The organism is Vreelandella venusta (assembly GCF_044809155.1).
GTDB lineage: Bacteria > Pseudomonadota > Gammaproteobacteria > Pseudomonadales > Halomonadaceae > Vreelandella > Vreelandella venusta_B.
This window is the reverse complement of record NZ_CP085241.1, coordinates 1,689,212-1,712,557: the sequence shown is the minus strand read 5'-3', so window position 1 is coordinate 1,712,557 and position 23,346 is coordinate 1,689,212. Positions and strand designations below refer to the sequence as shown.

22 protein-coding genes and 1 tRNA gene are annotated in these 23,346 nt (G+C 51.7%); 10 read left to right on the top strand and 13 right to left on the bottom strand.

What is annotated here, in order from left to right; all coding sequences use genetic code 11:
- Positions 1–117 precede the first annotated feature (117 nt).
- Both rpsA and LG301_RS08135 read left to right on the top strand, forming a co-directional pair.
- Positions 118–1,797, top strand: a complete 1,680-nt coding sequence (gene rpsA, locus LG301_RS08140; protein ID WP_263068691.1) for a 30S ribosomal protein S1 — start codon at positions 118–120, stop codon at positions 1,795–1,797.
- A gap of 322 nt (positions 1,798–2,119) precedes the next feature.
- A complete protein-coding gene (locus tag LG301_RS08135; protein WP_263068692.1) occupies positions 2,120–2,491 on the top strand; it encodes a histone-like nucleoid-structuring protein, MvaT/MvaU family in 372 nt (123 codons plus the stop codon).
- 96 nt (positions 2,492–2,587) lie between these two features.
- Here LG301_RS08135 and LG301_RS08130 read toward each other — a convergent pair whose 3' ends face one another.
- Positions 2,588–3,418, bottom strand: coding sequence for a helix-turn-helix transcriptional regulator (locus tag LG301_RS08130; RefSeq protein WP_404474970.1), 831 nt, complete (start codon positions 3,416–3,418; stop codon positions 2,588–2,590).
- Between the two features lie 305 nt (positions 3,419–3,723).
- Here LG301_RS08130 and LG301_RS08125 point away from each other — a divergent pair, with 305 nt between their 5' ends.
- Positions 3,724–4,059, top strand: coding sequence for a hypothetical protein (locus LG301_RS08125; protein WP_404474967.1), 336 nt, complete (start codon positions 3,724–3,726; stop codon positions 4,057–4,059).
- On the opposite strand, the gene LG301_RS08120 is transcribed toward LG301_RS08125, so the two are convergent.
- From LG301_RS08120 to pilB, 6 genes are all read right to left on the bottom strand, one after another.
- The gene (locus LG301_RS08120) at positions 4,056–4,928 is read right to left on the bottom strand and encodes a DNA replication terminus site-binding protein (protein ID WP_404474965.1); all 873 of its coding nucleotides are present in this window, start codon (positions 4,926–4,928) and stop codon (positions 4,056–4,058) included. The genes LG301_RS08125 and LG301_RS08120 overlap by 4 nt on opposite strands.
- A 17-nt stretch (positions 4,929–4,945) precedes the next feature.
- Positions 4,946–5,179 (bottom strand): DNA gyrase inhibitor YacG, encoded by a 234-nt coding sequence (yacG, locus tag LG301_RS08115; RefSeq protein ID WP_263068699.1) that lies wholly within the window; start codon positions 5,177–5,179, stop codon positions 4,946–4,948.
- A gap of 15 nt (positions 5,180–5,194) precedes the next feature.
- Complete coding sequence (gene coaE, locus LG301_RS08110; protein ID WP_404474963.1) at positions 5,195–5,791, bottom strand: dephospho-CoA kinase; 597 nt, start codon at positions 5,789–5,791, stop codon at positions 5,195–5,197.
- An 84-nt stretch (positions 5,792–5,875) separates the two neighbouring features.
- Positions 5,876–6,721, bottom strand: coding sequence for a prepilin peptidase (locus LG301_RS08105; protein ID WP_404474961.1), 846 nt, complete (start codon positions 6,719–6,721; stop codon positions 5,876–5,878).
- Positions 6,722–6,774: 53 nt separating this feature from the next.
- Complete coding sequence (locus LG301_RS08100; RefSeq protein ID WP_404474959.1) at positions 6,775–8,004, bottom strand: type II secretion system F family protein; 1,230 nt, start codon at positions 8,002–8,004, stop codon at positions 6,775–6,777.
- Positions 8,005–8,012: 8 nt separating this feature from the next.
- Entirely contained in the window at positions 8,013–9,770 is a 1,758-nt protein-coding gene (gene pilB, locus LG301_RS08095; RefSeq protein WP_404474957.1) for a type IV-A pilus assembly ATPase PilB, read from the bottom strand.
- 260 nt (positions 9,771–10,030) lie between these two features.
- On the opposite strand from pilB, the gene LG301_RS08090 reads away from it, so the two are divergent.
- The 5 genes from LG301_RS08090 to LG301_RS08070 all read left to right on the top strand — a co-directional run bounded on the left by LG301_RS08090 (position 10,031) and on the right by LG301_RS08070 (position 12,600).
- Entirely contained in the window at positions 10,031–10,483 is a 453-nt protein-coding gene (locus LG301_RS08090) for a prepilin-type N-terminal cleavage/methylation domain-containing protein (protein WP_404474955.1), read from the top strand.
- Between the two features lie 79 nt (positions 10,484–10,562).
- Positions 10,563–10,952, top strand: a complete 390-nt coding sequence (locus LG301_RS08085) for a prepilin-type N-terminal cleavage/methylation domain-containing protein (protein ID WP_404474953.1) — start codon at positions 10,563–10,565, stop codon at positions 10,950–10,952.
- Between the two features lie 90 nt (positions 10,953–11,042).
- Complete coding sequence (locus tag LG301_RS08080) at positions 11,043–11,504, top strand: anti-virulence regulator CigR family protein (protein WP_404474951.1); 462 nt, start codon at positions 11,043–11,045, stop codon at positions 11,502–11,504.
- Positions 11,505–11,591: 87 nt separating this feature from the next.
- Positions 11,592–12,407 (top strand): inositol monophosphatase family protein, encoded by an 816-nt coding sequence (locus LG301_RS08075; RefSeq protein WP_404474950.1) that lies wholly within the window; start codon positions 11,592–11,594, stop codon positions 12,405–12,407.
- 116 nt (positions 12,408–12,523) lie between these two features.
- Positions 12,524–12,600: transfer RNA gene (locus tag LG301_RS08070), tRNA-Pro, on the top strand.
- A gap of 153 nt (positions 12,601–12,753) precedes the next feature.
- Here the strand turns inward: LG301_RS08070 and LG301_RS08065 are convergent.
- The 4 genes from LG301_RS08065 to ppnN all read right to left on the bottom strand — a co-directional run bounded on the left by LG301_RS08065 (position 12,754) and on the right by ppnN (position 16,973).
- A complete protein-coding gene (locus LG301_RS08065; RefSeq protein WP_404474948.1) occupies positions 12,754–14,148 on the bottom strand; it encodes a hypothetical protein in 1,395 nt (464 codons plus the stop codon).
- A 318-nt stretch (positions 14,149–14,466) separates the two neighbouring features.
- Positions 14,467–14,673, bottom strand: coding sequence for a hypothetical protein (locus tag LG301_RS08060; RefSeq protein ID WP_404474947.1), 207 nt, complete (start codon positions 14,671–14,673; stop codon positions 14,467–14,469).
- A 116-nt stretch (positions 14,674–14,789) separates the two neighbouring features.
- Positions 14,790–15,515, bottom strand: coding sequence for a TSUP family transporter (locus tag LG301_RS08055; RefSeq protein WP_404474945.1), 726 nt, complete (start codon positions 15,513–15,515; stop codon positions 14,790–14,792).
- Positions 15,516–15,590: 75 nt separating this feature from the next.
- Positions 15,591–16,973, bottom strand: coding sequence for a nucleotide 5'-monophosphate nucleosidase PpnN (gene ppnN, locus LG301_RS08050; RefSeq protein ID WP_404474943.1), 1,383 nt, complete (start codon positions 16,971–16,973; stop codon positions 15,591–15,593).
- Positions 16,974–17,134: 161 nt separating this feature from the next.
- Between ppnN and LG301_RS08045 the strand changes: the two genes are divergently transcribed.
- A complete protein-coding gene (locus tag LG301_RS08045) occupies positions 17,135–18,037 on the top strand; it encodes a LysR family transcriptional regulator (protein ID WP_404474941.1) in 903 nt (300 codons plus the stop codon).
- 42 nt (positions 18,038–18,079) lie between these two features.
- Here the strand turns inward: LG301_RS08045 and gcvP are convergent, their stop codons facing one another.
- Both gcvP and gcvH read right to left on the bottom strand, forming a co-directional pair.
- Entirely contained in the window at positions 18,080–20,974 is a 2,895-nt protein-coding gene (gene gcvP, locus LG301_RS08040) for an aminomethyl-transferring glycine dehydrogenase (protein ID WP_404474939.1), read from the bottom strand.
- 91 nt (positions 20,975–21,065) lie between these two features.
- Entirely contained in the window at positions 21,066–21,455 is a 390-nt protein-coding gene (gene gcvH / locus LG301_RS08035) for a glycine cleavage system protein GcvH (RefSeq protein ID WP_263068715.1), read from the bottom strand.
- A 407-nt stretch (positions 21,456–21,862) separates the two neighbouring features.
- Between gcvH and LG301_RS08030 the strand changes: the two genes are divergently transcribed.
- Positions 21,863–23,278 carry an alanine/glycine:cation symporter family protein gene (locus LG301_RS08030; RefSeq protein ID WP_404474936.1) on the top strand — a complete coding sequence of 472 codons (1,416 nt, stop codon included), beginning with the start codon at positions 21,863–21,865 and terminating at the stop codon, positions 23,276–23,278.
- Positions 23,279–23,346 lie beyond the last annotated feature (68 nt).

Below are 23,346 nucleotides of genomic sequence, written 5' to 3'. Positions count from 1 at the left end.
CCGGTCAGGTCTAACCAGCGCTAACACCTCCAGAAGCTGAATGACATTAGGCCCGTACTCGCTGGTGGTGCGGAGAAGGCATTTATGCCTCAACAACGTTGATCACGTAGGAAAACCATGAGCGAAAGCTTTGCTGAACTGTTTGAACAGTCTCTTAACGACATTAACATGGAGCCAGGCGCCATCGTCGCGGCTCAAGTTGTCGACATTGATGGTGACTGGGTTACCGTCAACGCTGGTCTGAAATCTGAAGGTCAGATTCCGGCGTCACAATTCCGCGATGAAAACGGTGAGCTAAACATCGCTATCGGTGACGACGTTCACGTTGCACTAGAAGCCGTTGAAGATGGCTTCGGTGAAACGCGTCTGTCCCGTGAGAAAGCCAAGCGCGCAGAAGCTTGGAAGGTTCTGGAAGCAGCCTTCGAGAAAGACGAAGTCATCAAAGGCGTGATCAACGGTAAAGTCAAAGGCGGCTTCACCGTCGAAGTTGATTCTATTCGTGCCTTCTTACCAGGTTCTCTGGTTGATGTTCGCCCGGTTCGCGACACTGCGCACCTGGAAAACAAAGAGCTCGACTTTAAAGTCATCAAGCTTGATCCGAAGCGTAACAACGTTGTTGTATCGCGTCGTGCCGTGCTTGAGGCTGAGAACAGTGCCGAGCGCGAAGCGCTGCTGGCAACGCTGCAGGAAGGTCAGCAGATTAAAGGTATCGTTAAGAACCTGACTGACTACGGTGCCTTCGTTGATCTAGGCGGTGTTGATGGCCTGTTGCACATCACCGACATGGCCTGGAAGCGTATCAAGCATCCGTCTGAAATCGTTGCTGTTGGCGACGAGATCAACGTTAAAGTGCTGAAATTTGACCGTGAGCGTAACCGCGTTTCACTAGGTCTGAAGCAGCTTGGCGAAGATCCGTGGGTCAACATCAAAGAGCGTTATCCGGAAAACACCAAAGTTCACGCTGTGGTCACTAATCTGACCGATTACGGCTGCTTTGCGGAGCTGGAAGAAGGCGTTGAAGGCCTGGTTCACGTTTCTGAAATGGACTGGACCAACAAAAACATCCATCCGTCTAAAGTTGTCCAAGTGGGCGACGATGTTGACGTCATGGTTCTGGATATCGATGAAGAGCGTCGTCGTATTTCTCTGGGTATCAAGCAGTGCACTGCTAACCCATGGGAAACCTTCAACGCTGAATACAACAAGGGCGACCGCGTTTCAGGTACCATCAAGTCAATCACTGACTTCGGCATCTTTATCGGCCTTGAAGGCGGCATCGATGGTCTGGTTCATCTGTCTGATATCTCTTGGACAGAAACGGGCGAAGAAGCGGTACGTAACTTCAAGAAAGGCGACGAAGCTGAAGCCGTCATCCTTTCTATCGACCCAGAGCGCGAGCGCATCTCTTTAGGTATCAAGCAAATGGATTCTGATCCGGTTGCTGAATATCTGTCTGTTAACGATAAAGGCAGCATCGTAACTGGCCGTATCGTTGAAGTTGATGCTAAAGAAGCTCACGTTGAACTGGCGACAGATGTTATCGCTATCTTGAAAGCCTCTGAAATCAGTGCGGATCGCGTAGAAGACGCGCGTAACGTTCTGAACGAAGGCGATAGCGTTGAAGCGCGTATTGTTAGCGTCGATCGTAAGAGCCGTCAGATCAACCTGTCGGTTAAGGCGAAAGAGCAAGACGATACTCGTCAGAACCTGAAGAAATTGCGTGATCAAGAGCCCGAGTCCGCAGGTGGCCCGACCACTATCGGCGATCTTATCAAGCAGCAGATGGGTCAAGACTAATTTATTAGCTCTTACCTATAAAAGCGCCGCCCGACAGGGCGGCGTTTTTTTTGGCTTGTGCTAGGTTCAGTAGCGGTAATTCATCATGCTTTCAGTAACTGTTTGTTGCTTGTTAATTTTAAAACACTGAACTTTTAAGTTTTACGCAAGTCTGTAAAATTGATTAGTAAATACCACAAAATCATCTAGACTAGTTGTCAATTAACACTTTTACGGCAATAATGTGTCCGCATCCTGAATTAACGGGTATTGAGCTTGCCCACTCTATGCCTTATGCGGTTAAAATTACGCTACGTTAAACCCTGGCAAAAAAGGAACTCCTATGTCACTTTTAAATGAATATATCCAGAAAGAGCAGCAGCTGAAACAACTGCAGGAAGATCTTCAACGCCTGGAAGGTGACCAGCGGTTAAAAAGCGAGCTGGAGTTTAAGGCGAAGCTAGAAGCATTGATGAATGAGTTTGGAAAGCGCCCGGCGGATGTAATTGCTCTGTTAGACCCTGCTTCAGATCAGCGTAGTGCTAAAGCGCCTGCAGCGTCTTCACGCCGTAAGCGTCGTTTGAAAATTTATAAGAACCCACACAACGGCGAAGTGATTGAAACCCGTGGTGGTAACCATAAAGGTCTGCGTAATTGGAAAGATGAGTATGGCGATGAGGCCGTCGAGTCTTGGTTGGTGCGCATGGAAGATTAAGTAGTTTAAACCGGCATTTCTTAACAGAAGTGCCGGTTTTGTTTTCGACGATGGTTAATTCTCGCGTTGTTTTTTTATGAGCTAGACGATCGCTGGTTAGGATAATAGCGGTGTTTGCAGCTCTAAATGATCTGGGTGCCAAAGCACCCTGGGTGCTTCCCCACTGATATGAAAGTGCTTCTGATCCCTCAGTAGCTGTATCAACGTTGCTGTCATTGCTTGCGATAACTCTGCAAAGTCCTTAAAGCATGTTTTGGCATAGTAGTGAGATGGGATGGCTACGCGACGATAAGCGGCGGGTAAGGCCAGATGATTGGTTTGCGCATTACTTTCCAGGTAAAGCCCTACATCGGTTCGTATCTGGTGAGTGGAAGGCTCTTCAAGTGCTTCTACTTTCTCGGGTAATAAGTCTGGTAGCGAAATAGCGGGGGTAACGTGCTCCAAGTGGGCTTGAAAGCACTCCAGCTGGCTCGTGTGGTACTTGGTTAGCCCTAAGCCATCAATGCGCTCTGGCGCATTGTACCGGCGCATGAGAACAATTTGTCTGGGTTGGCTTCTCGCTATAGTGGTCTTAAACTGTTGCTTAGGAAGTGGCAGAGCGTGAATGCCGCTGAGCGCATAACGATAGCTACGCGGCGTAAGCTCGTAGCGCCGCTGAAAGGCGCGTGAAAAAGACGAGTGGTTAAGATAACCGCAGCGTAGTGCAATATGCGCTATATTTTGAGAAGTGAGCGAAAGCAAAACAGCCGCGTGCTCAAGACGTCTTTTTTCCCTATAGGCGTTAGGCGATATATTAAAGCATTGACGGAATTGGCGCCGTATTTGAGATGACGAGTAACCCAGGTGGTTGGCTAGGTCTTCGATGCCCAGCGTTTTATCGAGTGTATCCTGCAGCCAGATCTCAGCTCGTGTCATTGCGTTGAACATTATCTGGCCTCCTTTGCGTGTAATTTACAGGTGGGGTTTTGTTCACCTGTAACGCACCTTCTCGGTGCTACGTGACAGTGACAAGTAGACAAGCAATCAATAGAGCAACCTTTCCTGCGTAATAGAATTGCGAGTCTATGGGGAACCTTAAGGTAATGCTAATGCGGTAACCCTCTCTTTATGCGGCTAAGGAGTGGCAAAGGCAAGTTTGCTCTGTTGATTTACGCGTTTGTGCACAGTTTTTGGCAAAAGAGCTGTTGAGCAGGCGTATCGACCCTTTTATATAAGGTGTAAATGACATACCAATGAAATATCAAAAGGTTGAAAAACAGCTGGACGAGCGTGAAAAGCTGCGTAAATTCCGCGAGCTAGATGACGCCTTTGCGCAAGCACTGCGTCAGCTGGATGACCCTAATAACAGTATGAATATCCCTACCGGGCCACCTGTCAGATCGCTGGCGGATCTAGAGGCTGACGATCAAGCAGCGCTTACTGAAAAGCGCGACCAAGTGTTCAACGAACGCGTTAAGGCGTTGATCAGCGAATATGATCTATCGGAAAGTGAGTTAAGCGAACTGATTCAAACGCTACTCACCTATGAGCGGTGGGAGTTGCAAACAGTACCGCCGTTGTCAGGCTAGCGGTATCGGTAAATACGCAAGCTGGGTAGAAAGGCTTCATGCTCTAATTTTTCATCGCGTCGCTTAGCCCTGGTTCGTTGGGCAGGCGGTTCAAGCGGCGGCATTTTAATATGAGGAAGCTGCTGACCTTGGCTAGGCACAATAAGCGGTAGGGCAACATTCATCGCGCGTCGGGTGTGGCCATCTTCTAAAGGCTCAGTGAAAAATAAGTTGGCTCGCATCAAAGGCGCCTGCGATTGCACCTGGGCGAGAGGCTCGCTGCTTGGAATGCCCGCTAACTTGTTTAGCTGAATGCGGACATGAGCGGCGTCGGTATCTAACTGCAAGAGTTTTTGCTCTGCTTCTTGTACGGTAATTTTTTTTATTGAGCGGCCACTGCTATACCAAGCAAAGCGAACGCGCGATACCGGTGCCGGGGCAATAGGAAGGTGCCGCCAACACTGCTTAAGGTGCAAGCGCGCCAAGCCACCCTGACGCAGCACGTTATCCACGTCTGGGTGGCGTTGAGGCAAGCGGTGTTTGGCTTGGCTGAGTGTATTTGGCTGTGCCTGTTTAATATGCTGAAGCAGGTCGCTAATGTGTGCTTTAGCGCGGTTAACCGCCGTAAACTTTTCAAGTAATTCATCATCTGCTGCGATAAGCGCAATGTAGTTACGCGTCTCGCGCCCATCTTGGCCCTGCTGATGCCACATATCGAGCAGGGCTTGTCGTAGCCAAGACCTACCCCCAGGGTAGGGCTGAAAGTGCCATGTGGCTGATTGCTGCTGCTCATAATAAGTGGCTGCATGATCTATAGCTGCCATCAAGTCATCGAAACGGGCATCCAGCTCATGCAGCAAGTGGTAAACGGGCAGGGCATTATCGTTCATGGCAGAACACTCATGGGCTAAGAGAGCGGGGCGTCTCTATCCGCTTGGGCAAGCAGCGTTTCCAAATCGGCTTCATCCATCGCGGATTCGCCCGAAATACGGTGAGACTCTTCCGCCCAAGCGCCTAGATCAAGCAGCTGGCATCGTTTGCTGCAAAAAGGGCGATAGGCGCTCTCTGTGCTCCAGACGACTGGCTTGCTGCATTGAGGGCAAGCGACCTCTAGCGGTGCATCGTTAGCGGGCGTTGGCATAAAACTCTCCTTTAGCTAGAAGTGTTTACTTCGGTAGTGCTGATCAAGCTGCGTTACCTGTTGCATCATCGAAGCATGGTCCCCGCTGTTATCAATAACATCATTGGCCTTAGTAAGGCGCTCTTTACGGGGAAGCTGGGCGGCGAGAATAGCATGCACTTGAGCCTCACTCACGTCGTCTCGCGCACGTGTACGTGAAAGCTGCAGCTCAACGGGCACATCGACCACAACGGTGCGGTCCACCAACTTGTCTTGGCCTGACTCAAATAACAACGGCGATACCAGCAGCACATACGGTGATTGGCGCTGCAAGCGCTCTAGATGTACGAGAATGCGTTCGCGCACGCGAGGATGGGTCACCGACTCCAGCCATTGGCGCTCGGCAGGGTTATCAAACACTATGCTGCGCAGAGCTGACCGGTTTAGCGTGCCGTCAGCGTGTAGTACATCGTCTCCGAAGTGTTCGCTGATAGCCGCTAGCGCTGGTTCGCCAGGCATGACGACTTCCCTAGCCACATCGTCGGCGTCTACCCAGCCGATTCCCAGCGAACCAAACGCCCGAGCAACGGTAGACTTACCGGAACCGATACCGCCTGTTAACCCAACAATCATGGCTGCTCCCTAAGTAGTGCCTCTGCTCATCGTCATGAGCATAGATAATAGCTGGCCACAGTAAGGTGGACGAAATAACCAACGCTAATATAGCAGTGATGTATAGAGCGCCATCAGCTCATCGCCCGCTAGTAAGCAAACCCACCCTGCCAGTGCTAGGAAAGGGCCAAAAGGCAGCGGCTGGCCGCGCAAATGAGGAGAGCGGGCTTGCATCGCCAAGCCAACAAGAGCGCCAATACCTGCCGATACGATCAACAGTAATGGCAGCATGGGCCAACCGACCCAGGCGCCTAACGCCGCTAGCAGCTTAAAGTCGCCAAACCCCATGCCCTCTTTGCCCGTTAATAGCTTAAATAGCCAGTAAAAGCTCCAGAGGATTAAGTAGCCGGCCATGGCGCCAATCACCGCGCTGGGCAACATAATAGGCTGAAAGAGCAGCTGATAGAGCAAGCCCGCCCAGAGCAAGGGCAGGGTTAACATATCCGGCAGCAAATACGTACGAAAATCGATAACCGCCAGCGCCAAAAGTGTTAAGCAGGCCGCATAAATAAACAGGGCGCTTGCCGTTGTGCCATAAAGCGCCACAACGGCCACCGCTAATAGACCGCCCATTAGTTCAACCAGTGGGTACTGTGCACTAATGGGAGATTGGCAGTTTGCGCACTTGCCGCGCCGTTTTAACCAGCCAAGCAGCGGTAAGTTGTCATGCCACGCAATCGGATGCTCGCAGCGCGGGCACATCGAACCAGGCGTTGCGAGATTAAAGCGAGGTGCCGTTTCTGCAGGAAACTCCAGCGAAGCTAGGGCTTCATTGCGCCATTGCCTCATCAGCATGACCGGTAGACGAGTAATCACCACATTTAAAAAGCTGCCAAAACAAAGCCCGATCAGTAGCGCAAAAAGATATAAAAAAGTTGGCGTAAAGCCCATAAATCCCCTAATCATTTAACAGGTGAATAGCTGGTAAAAGAGAGCTGCAACACTTAAAGAGCAGTGCCGATCTCAAAAATTGGCAGGTACATCGATACGACAACACCACCGACTAATATGCCCAGCACAACAATAATCACTGGTTCCATTAGAGACGTTAGCGCATCCACTTTATTTTCGACTTCTTCTTCGTAGTAGTCAGCAACACGGTTAAGCATGGCGTCTAAAGAGCCAGCTTCCTCCCCGATGCTTACCATCTGAACCGCTAAGGCAGGAAATCTATTGGTCATACGCATGGCAAAGTGAAGCTGCTGACCGGTAGTAACATCTTGGCGCACTTCGTTAATTGCTTTGCTGTATACGCGGTTGTCGGCGGCGCCTGCGGCGGTTTCAAGCCCCTCCACCAGGGGCACGCCTGATGCAAAGGTGGTGGCTAAGGTACGGGTAAACCTTGATACGGCAGACTTGTTCATAATATCGCCTATCACAGGTAGTCGCAGCATTAAGCCGTCTAGCCGATAGGCTAAGGCGTAAGAGCGCCTTGCAGCGGCTTTTAAGAGCATAACGCTGCCTACTAATGAAACTAATGCATAGAGCCAGTACTGCTGCGCTAATTCAGATAGATTCACCGTAAACTGGGTAAGTGCGGGTAACTCTGCACCAAAACCTTGAAACATGCTTTCAAATTCAGGCACCACTTTGACCAGCAGTAGCATAGTAACGGCGACACCAATCGCCATGACTGCGGTGGGATACCAGAGGGCTTTTTTAACCCGATTTTTCAGCGACTCTACTTTCTCTTTGTAGCTGGCGATGCGTTCCAGCATTTGGTCTAAAGCGCCTGCCTGCTCGCCAGCATCCACTAGGTTTACAAACAGTTGGTCGAACTGTTTGGGGTGCTTGGCCATGGCATTTGAAAGGCTATCGCCTGAGGAAACGTCCTCCATAATCTGCTGGGTCAGCGCCACCATAGCGGGTTTTTTAAGACTCTCAGAGACGGCCTGTAGCGCTTGTAGAATAGGAATGCCTGCACGCACCATGGTGGCCATTTGCCGGGCAAAGACCATAATATCGACATTATTGATTTTGCCGCGGCCGCTAAAACTGCTGCGTTTTTGAATTTTGGTAGCGGTAATCCGCTGTTTTGACAGCTGCTCAACAATATCAATTTTTGTACGGCCAATAAGTTCCCCGTGCATTGGCCTATCCTGCGGGCCGGTGCCTGCCCATTTCCAGCGATACAATGGCGCTCGCTTCGTTTGGCGTGCTCGTGCTTTAGCCATATAGCCACTTACTCCTTACTAACCCGGTTAACTTCTTCTAGGCTGGTGCTGCCATCCAAAACTCGGCTTAAGCAATTTTGATGGAGGCTAGTATGGCCCTCTTTACGCGCTAGTTGGTCAATTTCGATTGAATTACCATCGCGCATAATTAGTTGGCGCATGTCATCAGAAATCGGTAGCACCTCATAAACGCCGACCCGGCCTTTATAGCCTTGAGTGCACTGTTTACAGCCCTTGGCTTGATAAATCGTAGCGTTGCGGATATCAACCTGACTAAAACCTGCCTTACGCAGCGCCTCAGCAGGAATCTCCGCTGGGGTTTTACACAAATTGCAAAGCCTGCGCGCTAAGCGCTGAGCAATAATCAAACTTACCGAACTGGCTATGTTGTACGAGGCAACGCCCATATTAGCCAAGCGTGTAAGGGTCTCTGCAGCCGAGTTAGTGTGCACGGTTGAGAGCACCAAGTGGCCGGTTTGCGCGGCCTTTACGGCTATTTCAGCGGTTTCGAGATCGCGGATTTCCCCGACCATGACCACATCCGGGTCTTGGCGTAAAAATGCCCGCAGGGCGCTGGCAAAGTTTAAGCCAATTTTGGGCAGCACGTTGACCTGGTTAATCCCCGATACTTTGATTTCTACCGGGTCTTCAGCGGTACAAATGTTGCGCTCAATTTGGTTAAGAATATTAATGCCGGTGTATAGCGTTACGGTTTTACCGCTACCGGTAGGGCCGGTCACCAATATCATGCCTTGGGGCTTTGTAAGCGCACTTTCATACGCTGTCTGTTGTGCAGGAGTAAAGCCGAGCTGTTCAATGCCAAGCTGAGCCGACGCTGGGTCTAGAATACGCAACACCACCTTTTCGCCATAAACAGTGGGTAGCGAGTTGACACGAAAATCAATTGAACGGGTGCGCGAAAGCTGCAGTTTTATCGCCCCATCTTGAGGGAGACGACGCTCAGAAATATCTAGCCGCGACATGATTTTGAGCCGCGCAGCAATGCGGTGCCGCAGCGCGAAGGGCGGGCGGGCGATCTCAATGAGCATGCCGTCAACACGAAAACGCACCCGATAAAGGGTTTCATAGGGTTCGAAGTGAATATCTGAAGCGCCGCGGCTAATCGCATCCAGCAATATTTTGTTAACGAACTTTACGACCGGTGCGTCTTCGCTATCTTGAGCGGGCGCATCGAGAGTAACCTCTTCACCATCTGCGTTGTGAACCACGTTAAGTGCGTTAATGGCGTCGTCAACGTTTTCCAGTTCATCGAGCATACTGCGCTCATTCTGAGCTAGGTATTGAACGAGCGTAGTTTTTAACTGATCCGCTGGGGCTAGCACGCCATCTACACTCAAGCCGGTGGCGAACTGTAGCTCGTCAAGCTGGGTTAAGGTCGCCGGATAAGGAACCGCAACGGTTAAGCGGTGGCCGTGGCGTGCCAGGGGAAGAATATCCAGCTTTTCAAGAATTTTAACCGGGTAGTCATTCGCTGGGGGTAATGCATTAATCCTGAGAGAATCAAGATCAATGACCGGTAGGCCGTACTCCCAGGCTGCTGCAAGCGCCGCGGCATCGGCATCCACCAGCCCGCTTTCGACCACATGCTGGAGTAGTGAAATATCCAGTTCGGCAGCAGTAGATTCAGCAACCGCCGCCTGGGCATCGGTTAATAGGCCGTGTTTCACCAGCCGTTCAGCAATGCCGCGCAAGCCGCCATTCAAGGCCGCGTGGCTAAGGGTGGATTCATAGGCAGGTTGACGCATGGGCATCTCGGCGGCATTGTAAATGTAACGCTCTTTTTACCATAGATGCTTATTTCTAGGTACTCGGCAGCCTATACGCATAAGCCTTGACGGCCATCAAAAAGGGTGGAAAAACATGCAAAACGTATGATGCCTTTAGTTGCCAATGCAAGTACGGTAAGCTAATGTAACGATATTCTTGGCTAAGCAACGTTTGTCGTATTGCGATTAACAATTAGCCCCACATGAAACGATGAATCACAACGCAAGGGATTCAGACCATGCAAAAAGACTTACGTAACCAACCTCGCCGCTTGAAGCAACAGGGCTTTACTTTGATCGAATTACTGATCGTGGTAGCGATTATCGGCGTGCTCGCGGCTGTGGGTGTGCCGCAGTATGGTAATTATTTAGATCGTTCCTCATTAAACGCATGTCAGGGAGAGCTTTCAGCTTTTCGAAGTGCAGTTGTCGCTGAATCCTCATTTCAACCAGAATCTGACGTAGCAACTGTAGTAGACAATGTTGATTTTAATTTCCAAGCTTGCAATGTTGGTGATGGCGCTGAAGCGGGCCAAGATGAAGATATTGCAGAAGCTTTTATCACGGGTGATGCAGAAGACAACGTAACAGGTATTCTTTCACAGCGTGGTAATAGCGCTGGCGAAATTAATATTGAGAATGGCGCAATTGTAGTCCCAGATTCTGATGCAGGTGAACCTGAATCTGATTAAACTTCACTTTAGAGCCTAACTTCTCAAACTTATTCAACTAAAAGTCGCCCACTGAGCGGCTTTTAGTTTAGGGACAGACATGCAAAACCGCCAACATGTTTCCCCTTATGGCTTTACTCTAATCGAACTCCTTGTTGTTATGGCTATTGTTGCTCTATTGGCAGCTGTTAGCCTTCCAGCCTTATTATCCTACCTCGACCGCTCAGCCTTTGGCGCCTGCCAACAGGAGCTGAGCACCTTTAAAACGCAGGTGCTGGCAACCGACAATCTTGATGATGCCCTTGAGCCTTTTGACTTTATGGCGTGTGGCGTGGGTGGTGACGGACAGCCCACTCAATCAGCAGTGGTCGATGCTTTTCGAGGTGAGTTTGAAGAGGGCAGTCCTGCGCTGGTGTTAGATACCCAGCGTCAGGGCGTTCAGGCGCAGATTACTGCCCAGGGCACTATTGAGCGTGTCGTGGCGCCGTAAGATGCTGGTTGTGTTTCGTGCGCACCTTCCTCACTGCCTGCTTATTTGTTACCTACACTAAAGCTCCCTGATCACAGTGGAGCTTTTTTTATGAGCCGTTTACTACATCAACTCTTGATCGGCGCTAGCGCGCTTATGCTAAGCAGTACCGCCTTGGCCCAACCCGCCCATGCGCCAGCCCACGGCGCCCGGGATAACGCTTCCCAGGCAGAGCGCCACCGAGGCGGTGACAGCGGCCATCGTGAAAGTGGCGCCCGTCGCTCTCATAGCGATGGCTATGTGGATTTACCGCGTATTAACGAGCGCGAGCTGTTGCGACTGCTGCGCCGCCACGATGCCCCCCGTGCGGAACCGTTACCCCCTGGTATTCAGCGCAATTTAGAGCGGGGCAAGCCCTTGCCGCCCGGCATTGCTAAGCGCTTTGACGGCCCCATTGCCCGTGAGCTGCCCCGTTACCCGGGATACGAATGGGAGCGTGTTGGCGCTGATGTGGTGTTAATTGAAGCCGCGACTCGGGTGGTGGTCGATGTGTTGGTGGATGCTTTGCGCTAAGCCGTTCCCATGTGTTGGGGCGTTATGGTAATGCCATGGATCAACGCTTATGCTGAGAAACAACAAACACCCCACTGAGGAGCGAACATGGCGGTTTATACCCTGGAAGCGCGGCTGGCACTGGCCATAGAGATAGCCGAAGAGGCTGGGCAGATGATTCGTAATGCCCGAGAACAGCAAGGGTTTAGCCAGCGGCTGAAAGGAGGGATCGAGCTAGTTACTGATGTAGACGTTGCCGTAGATACGCTCATTAGCCAGCGCCTGGAGGAGCACTTCCCAGGGGAGGCCCGGCTGAGCGAGGAGCTAAGCCCGGAGCGTGCGCTGCATACCCCTGCCGAGCAGCTCTGGGTTGTGGACCCGATTGATGGCACGGTTAATTTTGCCCAGGGCCTGCGCCATGTGGCGGTGTCAATCGGCTGGATGGAGCAGGGGGTGGGTAAAGTAGGCGTGATACATGCGCCGTTTCTAGGTGAAACCTTTAGCGCGGCAGAGGGGCTAGGCGCATTCTGCAACCAGCAGCCGATTCAGCCTAGCGGCGCTGAGACGCTTGAAAGCACGCTGGTAGGTACCGGCTTTCCCTATCAAAAAGAGCAGCGTAAAAAACTTCTGCCACGCTTAGAAGCGGTACTCACCGGCTGTCAGGATGTTCGCCGTAATGGTTCAGCGGCACTGGATTTGTGTGATGTGGCCTGCGGTCGTTTAGATGCCTACTACGAAAGCGTATCGCCCTGGGATTTTGTGGCGGGTTGGGTCATTGCTCGCGAAGCAGGCGCGCGGGTGGGGCATTTAAGCGAGGTGCCTGACGGTGTGCCGGCAGACCTCTACCCGGAGCAGTTGCTAGTAACTACCCCCAAGGTTTTCGACGCCATGGCGTCCTTGTTAAAAGCAGCCGACCACGCGTAGCGGCAAGCGATTGAAAAGAAAGCGCAAAAAGTGCTTTTCATTTGGCGTATAAAACGCTAGTATACGCACCGTCTTGAGGCAAACGTTAGCTACACCAGCACTGCCTATTAAGACATCGGAGTGTGGCGCAGCTTGGTAGCGCGTTGCAATGGGGTTGCAAAGGTCGCAGGTTCGAATCCTGTCACTCCGACCAAAAGTTTCTAACGAAAACCGCCGCTATGGATTATTCCAAGCGGCGGTTTTTGTTTGTCTAATGAAAGCAGTGGAATACTTTAGTGAAGTGCTTAGCTGCTGGCAGCGCATACACTTTACCCTGTTGGATGAGGTGTATGCGCTGACGGGTGCTTTAGCGCGTTTCCACTTGAAGTGAGAGCTGGGAGGGTAGCCCTAGGGGGTCTTGGGCGTAGGTGTTTAAGTTACTCTCGGCAGGGAGGGTGATGTTTAGCACCAGTTGGCTGGCGTTGCCTTCCAGTAGCTCGACCATTCCCAGCAGAACAGACTGAACCTCAGGGCCGAACATCATGCCAAAGCCTTTTGCTTGAGTTCGTGCTTGTTCAATAATCTGTGCCTCTGAGACGCCCTCCATCGTCGCGCCTAATGTAACAAGCCTTGCGAGAAGACCTTCATCATCCAGTGTTAATGTCACATCGCCACCCAGCAGTGTTGCAGCATCCAGCAGGCGGGTATCGCGCAAAGCCTCTACGGGAGTGGTGTTTTTAGGCAGCACGACGGGGATGTCGTAATTAACGTTCAAGCCTATTGCATCGTGGAGCATGATGCGGCTGTCCCCACCCAATACGCTTTGGCTCTCTTGCTCTTTCCAGCGGCCTTCAAAGTGGGCATCCACTGCAAGCGTGCCACTGCCATCGGTAAGCACATTGCTGACCATGCGCATGTTGGTGCGTTCAGAGGGAGGGGCAAGCGCAATCATACGATTAAGATCAAGCTCCAGTGTTTCGATCCAGGCACCACCTTCACCATCATTGAAATCGCCATCAAATTTTAGACGGTCTAGGGAGGCAACTAGCGTATCGCTCTCGATTGCCATGTTTTCCACGATCATAGCGCCGAGGTACTCGTCCTGTTCACCTTGCATGCCATGAAGCGCTTCAATACGTAACCGATCTAGTAGTAGAGAGCCGCTTCCTAAGTCACCTAAATCTTCTCCCTGCATCGCTACGCCGCTAAACTCCAGCATACCGATGGCATCTGCGGAGAGTTGTTCTCCGCGCACTTCGGCAATTTCCAGGCGTCCGGGCGCTGGGTCTATGCCTAGTTCATACAGAAAGTCGCCTGCTAACTCAGAGTTAAGATCCAAGGCAATATTATCAATGCTCAAATTTGCCAGGTTCAAAGGTGTTTGTTGCATCGACTCATCATTGAAAACCGCCATGCCTGGCTCGCCAAATACCGCGCTGTCGATGCTCATCAGCAGCTCTGTCAGGCTGTCTTCGACCCTGATGCCTTCCACGCGCACTTCGTCAGGGCTGTCGTAGTTGCCGCTAACAATATAACGCTCAATTTTAAGACGTTCCCCCTCTGGTGATTCATAAACAATGTCTTCGGCGGTGAAGCGGTCTCGAAGCACTGCTTTGGAGACATCGCCAATATGCAGTTCGCCATCGGCAAATAGCGCGGTGAGCTCCGCCTCAAGACGCTCGGGAGTAGCAAAGCTTGGGCCAGCGACCAGAAGACTTAACGTGGCGATACCAACACACGTAGGTTTGATAAAAAATGACATTGGGCAGCCTTTCAATGAGTAGAGCCATAGACCAAGTGTAGGCTTATAGCGCGCTTAGAGTATTGGGTAGATTAACCGATAATAGCTGATTAAGAGGATAGGATGTAAATTTAAATTAGTTTTCTGGGTCGAGGAATGCGTATTCACTCCACAGCACGGAGCCGTCAACTAGTTGGGACGTGCGTTATTAAGCGGGTCAGAGATAAAGCTTGAGAAACTTCGTTTTGCAGGTGATGGCAGCAAGGTAGGCAGGGATGATAGCGCTTGGATCATAAAAAAAGCCTGCTACTAACTAAATAGCAGGGCTTTGGGGGCGCTTTATCCAGTACTTTTGGCTTTATGGTCTGCTAGTGCAGTGCTCACGGCTTCTTCCCACTGGCCTTCGGTAATGCCCCAGTGTTCCATTTGCGCTTGATCGGGGGAGCCTTCGGCGGCGGCATCAAGCTCTTCTGGGGTGCTGCTCTCAAAGCAGTGCTTGGCAAATGCTTTGGTCTTGCCGTCCCTTAATTGGTCAATCATTTGCATGCTGGTTCTCCTTTTCCATAGTGAAGCATACGGTGCTATTAATCACCTGAACCAGTGTAGCGGGTTAACGGTGACTCTGCTCAGCGATGACGCTTATACCTGCAGGCTGCGGTATCTTACAGCATGGCGTCAATGATGATTTTTAGCGCAATGCCTGCCAATAACAGCATAATTAAATTATCGAACCATTGATGAGGCAGGCGTTTACCCAGCTGAGCACCTAAGGGCATTGCCGCTAATATTACTAGCAGTGCGGCCACGCTGTATGCGCTGCGCTCTAGGGTTAAAATACCGGTACTCAAGAGCGCTGGAATTTGCACGCAAGTGATTGTCACAAAAAACACCGAGATAGAGCCGATAAACACCGGACGCTCTAGCCGCATAGCGTTGAGAAAGGTAACCGAGGCGGGTGCCGACATGCCTGCCGCACCTTGTAGCACCCCCGCCAGTAGCCCGACAGGCAAAACGATGCGCTTCGCGAGAGCAAAGGGCAGCACCATGGTGCGTTTAGCAAGTTTGATGACTAGATACATCACTATGGCGCCTGCGACCCCCAGCGAGAGCAGGGTCGGCGAGAGCACAACCAAGCCCCAGGTGCCCAGCATAATGCCCAACCCACCGGCGATTGAAAAAGCGGCTAAAAATTGCATCGGCAAGAGGTGACGGCGGTATTGCCAAACTTGTAGCGCATTGCTTAACAAGTTGGGTGCCACAAGTACCGCAATGGCAAGCTTTACATCATAGAGCATTGTTAGCACGGGGATCACAATCACAGGTACCCCAGAGCCAATGGCCCCCTTAATAACCCCTGCGGCAAGCAGCGTTAGCAGAGCAATAATCACATGCGTGTTCCTAAAAAAGGCAGGTAAAGCGTTAGCGCTAAACCTGCCGTTACGTTGTGCTGTATCTGTATGCGATTACTTAAGCACGTAGCAGGGCGTGTAGGGCTGGCCATCCAGTTTCATGCGGCCTTGAGCCACAAAGGAGGTGAGCAGCTCATCTAAGCGCTGCATGAGTTCCGGTTCAGCGGTTAGCTCAAAGGGGCCGTGTGCTTCAATCGCACGAATGCCATCCTCTTTTACGTTGCCTGCCACAATACCTGAAAACGCCCGACGTAAATGGGCGGCCAGCTCATGAGTGGGCTGTTGGCGGTGTAGGGCCAGCCCGCGCATGGCGTCGTGGGTGGGCATAAACGGTGCCTGAAACTCCCTGGCGATGGTTAAGCGCCAGTTATAGTAAAAGGCATCCTGATGTTTGCGGCGGAAGTCAGTAATTTTATCGATGCCATCGCGCATTCTACGGGCCACTTCCGTGGGGTCGCCGGTAATGATGGTGTAATAGCGGCGGATCTCTTCACCCAGGGTATAAACCAAGAATTCGTCAATTTTTTGGAAGTAGGCTGCTGAATTCGCAGGGCCGGTGAAGATAAGCGGAAAGGGGGTATCGCTGTTGCTGGGATGCAGCAAAATGCCGAGCAAATAGAGAATTTCCTCGGCGGTACCGACACCGCCAGGAAAAACAATAATGCCATGGCCAAGACGCACAAACGCTTCAAGGCGCTTCTCGATATCCGGCATGACAACGAGTTCATTAACGATAGGGTTAGGGGCTTCGGCGGCGATGATGCCTGGCTCTGAAATGCCCAGATAGCGGCCATCTTTACGACGCTGTTTGGCGTGGGCAACGTTGGCGCCCTTCATCGGGCCTTTCATGGCGCCAGGGCCACAGCCAGTACAAATATCTAAGTCGCGAAGGCCCAGATGGTAGCCAACATCTTTCGAATATTCGTACTCTTCCCGGGAGATAGAGTGCCCGCCCCAACACACCACAAGGCTTGGGTCGCGGCCAGGCTTTAAGGTGCCCGCCTTGCGTAAAATGTGAAACACCGCGTTGGTCGTGCCTTCACCGGTATTGAGGTCAAAGCGGTTGTGGTGCTGAATTTCATTGTAAACGTAGACAATGTCGCGAATGACCGCAGAGAGGTGTTCGCGAATACCGCGAATCATACGGCCATCCACAAACGCTTCAGCGGGCGCGTTGGTTAATTTCAGGCGAATGCCACGGTCTTGCTGTAATACCTCGATATCGAAGTCTTTGTAGGCTTCTAAAATAGCTAAGCTATCATCGGTGGGGCTGCCGCAATTCAGCACCGCTAGCGCGCAACGGCGGAGTAAATCGTGTAAGCCACTTTTAGACGTGCTTTTAAGACGATTGACTTCATGTTGCGAAAGGACTTCTAAGCTTCCTTCGGGGGAGATAATACTGGAGATTGTTGCGCGTGGCTCAGGCAGTTGCGTCATTAGAATGGCTTTCCCTAGGGGTAAAAAAATCACAATCTGCATACTATCACGCTGTTACGGCTGATTCAGTAGCGCTGACGGTGCACCCAGCGGGTAGCTGAGTTGTGCTACTCTATGCGGACGTTAAAAGCAGATGATGACTCATAAGATGGCGCTTTATTATGTTTAATGCCGTGTATTTTCGGACATTTATTACGTTAGTGGAAACCGGAAGTTTCACACGAACGGCGCGCCGTTTGGAAATGACTCAGCCAGGGGTTAGCCAGCATATTCGCAAGCTGGAAAACTACTTAAACAAAACGCTGCTGGAGCGTAAGGGGAGGAGCTTCACGCTTACCGAATCGGGTCGACGCGCTTATGATTACGCGCTAAAGCTGTTTGCTGACCACGAGCAGTTTCGCCATGGCCTGGACGACGACTCCTTAGATAGCGGCGAATGCCGAATTGCATCTCCGGGCAGTGTAGGTTTGATGTTTTACCCTTACATTTTGGGTCAGCAGCAGATGCACCCGAACCTGACCGTTAACTATAGTTTTGCGTTTAATCACGAAATTGTTAACGATTTGCTAGAAGGGCGTTATGACATCGGCATTGTAACCGAGCAGGTCAAGCATCCTGAACTTACCTGCACTCTTTGGCATAAAGAGCCGCTTTGCTTAGTAGTCCCTGCTGACTTTGCGGGCAGTACGCTCTCTGACCTGATGGGGATTGGCTTTCTCAACTACTACGATGGCATTAATCACGCCAATGCGTTGCTGAAGGCGAATTACCCCGATGAGTTCCGCTCGATGACACACTTTCGCCACCAGGGGTTTACCAACGAAGTGAGCATGGTGCTGGATGCTGTGGCCCGAGGGTTGGGGTTTACCGTAGTTTCCCGTTTGGTGCTGGAGACCTCTCCCTGGCAGCGCCAGGTGAAGGCGTTAGCGCTACCTCACGCCATTAGTGAAGTGCTTTACCTATTGCGTCGTCAAGATTCAGTGTTACCCAAGCGCTATGAAAAACTGCTTAGTGGCTTTCATGAACAGCGCATGCATGAAATTACGCCCCTAGCGCCCGAATAACGGGGCTAGGGGCGTGGGCTTAGATTTTACTCGCTAGCATATTTATGAGCGGTACTCGTCAATGCTGGGGCATGAGCAAATAAGCTGTCGATCACCAAACACGTTGTCTACACGGTTAACTGAAGGCCAGTATTTAGACGCGGCGACGGCTGGTGAAGGGAAGGCACCTAGCTGACGGTCATAGGGCCGCTGCCAGTCGCTATCCATCACATCTGCTTGCGTGTGAGGGGCGTTGACGAGGGGGTTGTTATCCAGCGGCCACTCGCCACGCTCGACAGCGTCAATCTCTTCACGAATCGCTATCATGGCATCGCAGAAGCGGTCGATTTCATACAGCGACTCCGACTCGGTCGGCTCAATCATCAGCGTGCCGGGTACCGGGAATGACATGGTGGGCGCGTGGAAGCCGTAATCCATCAAGCGTTTAGCAATATCTTCTTCACTAATGCCCGAGGCGCTTTTGAGGGGGCGAATGTCGATAATACATTCGTGCGCGACGGTGCCATTCTGCCCACGATAGAGAATCGGATACGCATCTTCTAACCGCTTGGCAATATAGTTAGCGTTGAGAATAGCAAGCTCCGTGGCTTCTCGTAGGCCTCGGGCGCCCATCATCTTAATGTAGGCCCAAGAGATCGGCAGAATCGAGGCGCTGCCAAATGCCGCCGCTGCGACGGCACCGCTTTCCGGGTTAACCCCATTAATAGGTGTCACCACATGGTTAGACACATAAGGCGCTAAGTGCGCTTTTACGCCAATGGGGCCCATGCCGGGGCCACCGCCGCCGTGGGGAATACAGAACGTTTTGTGCAGGTTGAGGTGGGAAACATCGCCACCAAAATCGCCGGGGCGCGTAAGACCAACCTGTGCGTTCATATTGGCGCCATCGACATAAACTTGGCCGCCGTGCTGGTGAACGACCTCGCATACTTTGCGTACGTGAGATTCAAACACCCCGTGGGTAGACGGGTAGGTGATCATCACCGCAGAGAGGCGCTCGCTGTACTGTTCGGCCTTGTGGGTTAAGTCAGCCAGGTCGATGTTGCCATTTTGGTCACACTCGACCACCACGACTTCCATGCTGAGCATAGCGGCAGAAGCAGGGTTGGTGCCGTGGGCAGAGCTTGGGATCAAACACACGTCACGGTGGGCTTCACCTTGCGCAGCCTGGTAGCGGCGAATCGCGAGCAGGCCTGCGTACTCGCCTTGTGCGCCTGAGTTAGGCTGCATAGAGATGTGGTCGTAACCCGTGACTTCGACTAGGAAGGCGGCGAGTTCATCAATCATTTGATGATAGCCCGCAACCTGGTCGCGCGGGGCAAACGGGTGTAAGTGTGCAAATGCAGGCCAGGAGACAGGAATCATCTCGCTGGTGGCATTGAGCTTCATGGTGCACGAGCCCAGCGGAATCATTGCATGCGCGAGCGAAAGGTCTTTATTCTCAAGACGCTTTAGATAGCGCAGCATTTCCGTTTCACTGCGATAACGCTTGAACGTTGGGTGCTCAAGGAAAGTGCTTTCACGCTGGTACGCTGAGGGGATGCCGCTGATGCCCTCGCTGACTACCTTTTCATCCAGCGCTGCCACGGAAAGGCCGTGTTCATCACCGAGCAACACGTCAAACAGGGCTGCCACGTCGTGGGCAGTGGTGGTTTCATCCAGGCTAATGCCAACATCGCCGTTAGCGAAGTAGTGCAGGTTGATGTCGTGGGTCATCGCGCGCCCATGGATTTTACCTGCATCTACTTGGGTTAAGCGCAGCGTATCGAACCAGCTGTCGTGAGCAAGCGTAATGCCTGCTTGCTTGAGGCCGACGGCCAGTAGAGTGGTCAAGCGATGTACGCGGCCAGCAATTTTACGAAGCCCTTCAGCGCCGTGATACGTCGCGTAAAAGCCGGCAATATTGGCTAGCAGCGCCTGGGCGGTACAGATATTGGACGTCGCTTTTTCACGACGAATATGCTGTTCGCGGGTTTGCATAGCCATGCGCAGCGCCGTGTTGCCTCGGCTATCTTTTGATACGCCGATAATCCGTCCAGGAATCGAGCGCTTCAGCTTGTCGGACGTGGCAAAAAACGCAGCATGTGGGCCGCCAAAGCCCATGGGAACGCCAAAGCGCTGGGAGCTACCCACCACAATATCTGCGCCCATTGCGCCCGGCTCTTTCAGTAGCACCAAGCTTAAAAGGTCGGTGGCCACGCACGTCATAATGCCACGTGCTCGGGCTTCTTCTAGCATGGGGCCAAGGTCGCTAATTTCACCACTCGCAGAGGGGTACTGCACTAACGCACCGAAAACATCGTGTTGTGCGAGCGTGGCGGCGGGGCCGCTAATTAACTCAAAGCCAAAAAATTCGGCGCGGGTTTTCACCACATCTAGTGTTTGCGGAAAGAGGTCGTCGGCGACAAAAAAGGCATTGGACTTGCTTTTTTTGTTGCTACGCTTGCAAAGCGCCATGGCCTCAGCCGCAGCGGTTGCTTCATCCAGCAATGAGGCGTTCGCCAGCTCCATGCCGGTTAGATCCATGATGACTTGCTGGAAATTAAGCAGACCTTCTAAGCGGCCTTGAGAAATTTCTGGTTGGTAAGGGGTATAAGCGGTATACCAGCCTGGATTTTCCAGCACATTACGCTGAATGACGGCGGGCATGTGTGTGCCGTAATACCCTTGACCGATATAGCTTTTTGCAACTCGGTTTTGGCGTGCGAGCTGGCCTAGGTAGTCAAGCGCTTCTGCTTCGCTGCGCGGGTCATCGAGCGCGAGTTCACGGCCAAGACGAATATCGCTGGGCACAGTTTGCTCAATCAGGTCTTCCATGCGTTGCATATTGAGCGCTTTTAACATGGTCGCGACATCGTCGGGGCTCGGCCCGTTATGACGTTTGATAAAAGCATCGTGGTCAGCCAGTTCGGCCAAGCGGCGTGTTTCAATAGGCATGGGTAAGTTCCGGACGTTATGAGAAAACCGTGCAGGGGTATTCGACAAGGGCAATAACAGGCCTACCTTGAGAGGGCAGGCCTACGATGCATTAACTCTCTGCGTTGATCGTTGCTTGGTAGGCATCGGCGTCTAGCAAGTCATCAAGCGCTTGTTCGCTCAGGCGGACTTTCATTATCCAACCACCTTCATAAGGCGCGTCGTTAACAGTTTCCGGCGCATCCTCTAGAGCGTCATTGACTTCAATCACTTCACCGTCGACCGGTGAGTAAAGATCGGAAGCCGCTTTAACGGACTCAATTACACCAAACTCTTTGCCTTTGCTGAGCGCTTGGCCGACTTCGGGTAGCTCAACAAATACTACGTCACCCAACGCTTCTTGCGCGTGGTCGGTGATGCCAACTGTTACGGTGCCGTCTTGATGATCAAGTACCCATTCATGGCTTTTCGCGTAACGAAGATTAGTAGGAAGATTGCTCATAGTGATTCCCTATACGAAACGGTTGTCTGGACGAGAGCATACTAGCGTTTGTAGTTCGTCTTGGCGACAGCAGCCCTAGCCAGCAGAAGACAGTTTTTCCTATGGTACCGTGTTTCTTATCGGAAACAAATTTCTTCAACGGGGCAGGAAGACAAAATCCGGCACACCGTTTTACACCTTTCAAGCGCTGGTTATAATTTCTAAATGTAGTGACTTTCTCTATCCAATAACGACATCACCATAGATGTTGACTAGGGAAATGGTGTAAAACATGCAAATCTTGCGTTTTGCGGAGTTAACATGCGCTTTTGCAAGACGCTTGAGTATGGCAACCAACCAACAACGAAGGCAGAACACTGCCTAACACCCATAATAAGTGAGCTAACGAAAAGGGTAAGGAGATACGCGTGGAAACATTAACTAGCCTCCTGGGGGCAATTAACGGCGTAGTTTGGGGCCCGTTAATGCTGATTTTGCTGTTAGGTGTGGGGATCTACCTACAAATTGGCTTAAAACTCATGCCTATTCGCAAGCTGGGTATGGGGTTCAAGCTAATGTGGCAAGGGCGCGATGCCAAGCCTAAAGCAGCGCCTGGTGAAAAAGCCCCTGAAAAAGATAGCGACAGCGGCGAAATCTCCCCCTTTAACGCACTGATGACGGCCCTATCGGCCACTATCGGAACGGGTAACATTGCCGGTGTTGCTACCGCTATTGCCCTTGGTGGTCCAGGTGCGGTTTTTTGGATGTGGATTACCGCGCTGGTAGGTATGGCAACAAAGTTTTCCGAGGCGGTGTTGGCGGTTCGTTATCGTGAGACCGATAGCACCGGCTACCACGTTGGTGGGCCGATGTTTTATATCAAAAATGGCCTAGGTAAAAAGTGGCTATGGCTTGGCGGATTGTTCTCATTTTTTGGTGCTATCGCGGCATTTGGTATTGGTAACACGGTGCAGTCAAACTCAGTGGCCGATGCCATGGATGCAACGTTCGGTGTGCCTCACTGGCTGACAGGCATCATCATCATGGTGCTTGCGGGTGCGGTGATTCTGGGCGGCATTAAGCGAATTGCTAAAGTAGCCGGTAAGCTTGTACCGATTATGGGTATTGCTTACGTGATCGCTGGTTTGCTGGTGTTGGTTGTGAATGCTAGCCAAATTGGTGACGCGTTTGGGCTGATTTTCTATTACGCCTTCAACCCCATCGCGGCGGCAGGTGGTTTTGCAGGGGCTGCGGTTATGGCCGCGATTCGTTTTGGTGTGGCGCGGGGTATTTTCTCCAACGAAGCGGGTCTGGGGAGCGCACCTATTGCCCACGCAGCTGCAAAAACCAAGAACCCGGTACGCCAAGGGCTGATTGCCATGCTGGGTACGTTTATCGATACCATTATGGTATGTACGATTACGGCCCTGGTCATTTTGACGTCGACCGTATGGACTGAAGGTGAAGCCGGTGCATCACTGACTGCGCTTTCATTTGATGCGGCGCTGCCTGGATTTGGTAACCAAATCGTTGCCGTGGCGCTGGCCGTATTTGCGTTTACCACCATTTTGGGCTGGTCGTTTTATGGAGAAAAATGCTGCCAGTTCCTGTTCGGTACGCGCTCAATTATGCTATATCGTGTGCTCTTTGTGCTGGCCATTCCGCTGGGCGCTATTGCGCAGTTGGGCTTTATCTGGCTGATGGCCGATACGTTTAATGCGTTAATGGCTATTCCGAACTTGATTGCTTTGGCCCTGCTATCGCCAGTGGTATTCAAATTAACCAAGGATTACTTTGCCGGTAAAGACGTACTGCCTGGTGAAGCGCTGGATCATGATAAATAGCGTTTAGCACATCATTAAGATGCAATGACGCGCTATTCTGTTATCACTATCTGTAGAGTCGGGAAGCC